The following is a 3,439-nucleotide window of genomic DNA, read 5'->3' as shown; positions in this document are numbered from 1 at the left end:
TTAGATGCCCCCTGCAAACGCAGGGAATCTTATCGCGCGAATCACGGCAAACAGATCGTTTTCACACAGCCTGGGCCCTTGGCTGCCATCACGACCGCCGAAGAGTGGGTCAGCTACCGGGTGGAAAGCGGTCCAAAATGCGCTGGCCCGCCAATTCCGAATCTGGACCCGAAGCGGACATGCTGTTTGTAAGCTTCGATGTCGGCTTTGCGCTGTTAAGCTGATATGGACCGCGCGGCTCGACTGAGGTCAGCTTTGCGCCAGGAGGCGCGCTAGCGCTCTCCAGAGACAGTTTAGCACCCCAAAACGACCGGTGCCCGCCGATTTCCTGGATCGATCCCCGATGGCAATTCACTTCCTGAAGGCAGCTTCAACGGAATTGGAACAATGTCCAGGCGATCTGATTGGAAACTGTTAGAGCCGGGCTAGACCTATTCCTGGTGAGGCGTCTTTATCAGGGAAGGAGCATCAAATGGAAGACGAACGAAAATCATCAAAAGCGGGGGAACGGGCCGCTGAAGACTTGCGCGAGGCGACTGCTAACGAAGAAGCGAAAAACGAGAGCAAGACGGGGCACGATCTAGCTAAGGGCGCTGATCGCTTCGAAGAACGCTCTAAAAGCTCCGATGGAAAAAGCGCAGAAGAAAAGCAAAAAGGGTGAATGTATACAGCAGACCGGGCGGAGCGTTTCCTCGCAAAAGGCCTCCCCAGTAACGCCGGAGACCTTCACTACGAGGGCCTCGCAAGCCGATCGGCCCTTAGCCGTTCATAGTTCGCTTAGAAAGCGTCGGCGTCGCTTGCGCTCTGCCAATGCTTTCTCCGCTTCGGCCCGCACTTTTTCTTGCCTCGCCTCCCTCGAACACCTTAGTGGTGGCGTTTGTCTGGCATTGGTCCAAGGCTGATCTGAGCTGGCGCCAGCCAAAGTCCGCTTGTGGCCCAATGCGAAGTCAGCGCGGTTCTGAAATGGTCTGCTTATCGGGGTAGACCGGAAGTGACTGGTCGCTCTTCCGAGAGGCGCTCGTGACCCAACTCGGACATGAGTACTCCGGAACAACGGACTATCTTGTTCCGGATATCCGGGAAAGGTGATATTCTCACGCTCTCCATCAACGGCACGGAGTGGGTCCATGAAACGGGTTCCCCTCGCAATGGTCGTTGGCTTGGTGGCCGCGACCGCTTCGCAACCTGCTACCTCACAAGCTGCTGAACAACGACTGCAAAGTGCATTTTGCCACGTCCTGCAACCCGCAGGCCCAGGAGTTGTTCGATCTCGGCATGCTGTATCAGCACTCGTTCTGGTACAGCGCATCGAGACGCACCTTCGAGGAGGTCCTCAAGGAAGACCCGCAATGCGCCATCGCCTACTGGGGGATTGCGCTCAGCTATCTCTATAACCCGCACGCGCCGCCGCCGCCGGACAGTCTTCCTCGTGGTCTCGAAGCCGTCAAAGAAGGCCAGACGCTCGGCGCCAAGACGCAGCGCGAACGCGATTACATTGATGCGATCGCCGCGATGTACGTCGATTATGACAAGGTCGACCATCGCATACGGGTACAGAGGTATCTTGCGGCGGAAGAGCAGGTGGCGACACGCTATGCGGACGATGACGAGGCGCAGATCGCGTACGCGATCACACTCAACGTCGCAGCGTCCCCGACCGACAAGACATACGCCAACCAGCTAAAAGGTGCGGCGTTGCTGGAGCCGATCTTCAAGCGCCAGCCCGAGCACCCGGGCGTCGCCCACTATCTTATCCACCTCTACGACTGCCCGGCACTCGCGGAAAAAGGCCTCGATGCGGCAAGGCGCTATGCAAAGATCGCGGCTCACGCGCCGCACGCCCAGCACATGCCATCGCATATCTTTACCCGCGTCGGCTATTGGAAGGAGTCGATTGCCTCGAACCAGGAATCCGCGCGCCTCGCCAAGGAGGACGGCGAACAGCACGACCAAGCGCACGCGATGGACTATCTGGTCTATGCCTATCTCCGGTTGGCCGAGGACAAGGAAGCGCGCGCGGTGGTCGACGAACTCGCCAAGCTTGAGTTCAAGCTCGAGCGGTTCCCCGGCCCCTATGCGGTCGCGGCGAGCCAGGCTCGCTATGTGTTCGAACGCGGCGACTGGAAGGCGGCGGCCGCGCTCCAGGTGCGGCCGACCAAATATCCCTATGTAGATGCGATTACTTATTTTGCGCGGGCGGTCGGCGCCGCGCGGTCCGATAATACGGCTGCCGCCAAGGCCGACATCGCCAAGCTCGTCGAGTTGCGCGACAAACTGAATGAGGCAAAGGATGCCTATTGGTCCAACATCGTCGACATCCAGCGGCAGGTCGCGAGCGCCTGGGTGCTGTACGCCGAAGCCAGTACGACGAGGCGCTCAATGCGATGAGTGCCGCTGTGGACGCGGAAGACACGACCGAGAAACATCCCGTCACTCCGGGACCGCTGGCGCCGGCGCGCGAGCTCTATGGCGCAATGTTGCTTGACCGCGGCATGGCCAAGGAAGCGCTTGCCGCCTATGAGGCCGTTCTCAAAAAGGAGCCTAATCGGCTCGTGACGTATATCGGGGTGAGCAAAAGCGCCAAGGCGTCCGGCGATCAAGTAAAGGTCCGAGAATGTGCGGTGCAGATTGCTCGGCTCACCGCTGATGCCGATGTATCGCGACCCGAGCTGATAGAAATGCGAGAGACAACCGGAAGCAAACTCTGATGCTACGGAGGATGTGGCGCGATGGTGGGGCGGCCATGCTCGGCGCCGTTGCACTGTGTCTTTGCGACGTGCCGAAGCTCGGAGCCATGGAGTTCCTTGGTCAGGCCGGTGTGCTGGGCGAATGGGAACTGACCGGCAATCTCATCGAAAGCGGGTCGGGCCCTCGCAAGGAGTTTTCCGGCCCGCTGAAGATGAAGCACGTGGGGATCTGCACTCGGGACGGACCAGAGGAACGAGCCGGAGAGATACGGCTGCAACTCGCTGGCCCGGATGCGCAGGTGGCAGCCGAGATGGTGTTGGACGGCGCTCGCTGTTCGTATACCGCCCGCAAAACGCGCGCTTACGAGGGGACGTTGTCGTGCACCGGTCGGGCATCTGTTCCGTTGCTTGTGTGGCTCAAGTAAGCCCTTGCCATCATTCTGTGTAGGGCTGTTGCAGACCGAAGGCAGTCGACAAGGTATCGCTGGGACTAGCCTGTGTCCCCGACCTTAATCGCTAGAATTTTGGATCGTGCTTAGTTAGTGGCGGGACACCTTCGACCGTTTCCGCGCGCGAACGTCCGCTGTAAAGCCCGAATGTCCGGAACTGGCGCCGAGCCGAACAACGCCTCAGCCGTTGCCACGTCTGCTGTCAGCGGCAGACCGGCATCGGTCCCCGCGCGTTGCAAGCGGTTTCGTCAACCTGGCAGATGCGGTCTTGCATCAATGTATCCGGCCTCTGATTGGAGCGTG

General features: G+C 59.7%; 5 protein-coding genes. All 5 read left to right on the top strand.

The features are described 5' to 3' along the window. Positions 1-224, top strand: a 224-nt coding sequence (locus ACZXDY_RS45135) for a hypothetical protein (RefSeq protein ID WP_464349915.1), incomplete at its 5' end; no start/stop codon positions are given. 248 nt (positions 225-472) lie between these two features. Continuing rightward, positions 473-661 (top strand): hypothetical protein, encoded by a 189-nt coding sequence (locus tag ACZXDY_RS45130; RefSeq protein WP_456647164.1) that lies wholly within the window; start codon positions 473-475, stop codon positions 659-661. Between the two features lie 560 nt (positions 662-1,221). Further along, positions 1,222-2,388 (top strand): hypothetical protein, encoded by a 1,167-nt coding sequence (locus ACZXDY_RS45125; RefSeq protein ID WP_464349914.1) that lies wholly within the window; start codon positions 1,222-1,224, stop codon positions 2,386-2,388. An 8-nt stretch (positions 2,389-2,396) separates the two neighbouring features. After that, entirely contained in the window at positions 2,397-2,708 is a 312-nt protein-coding gene (locus ACZXDY_RS45120; protein WP_464349913.1) for a hypothetical protein, read from the top strand. 35 nt (positions 2,709-2,743) lie between these two features. After that, positions 2,744-3,112: a hypothetical protein gene (locus tag ACZXDY_RS45115; protein WP_456647162.1), complete on the top strand. Its 369-nt coding sequence runs from the start codon at positions 2,744-2,746 to the stop codon at positions 3,110-3,112. Positions 3,113-3,439 lie beyond the last annotated feature (327 nt).

It is taken from the genome of Bradyrhizobium sp. LeoB3, from assembly GCF_055456055.1.
Note: the sequence above shows the minus strand (reverse complement) of the source record. Positions and strands in the feature narration are given on the sequence as shown.

Coding starts and splice junctions, on each gene's coding strand:
- ACZXDY_RS45130 (WP_456647164.1), top strand. CDS start 473: ATGGAAGACGAACGAAAATCATCAAAAGCGGGGGAACGGGCCGCTGAA.
- ACZXDY_RS45115 (WP_456647162.1), top strand. CDS start 2,744: ATGCTCGGCGCCGTTGCACTGTGTCTTTGCGACGTGCCGAAGCTCGGA.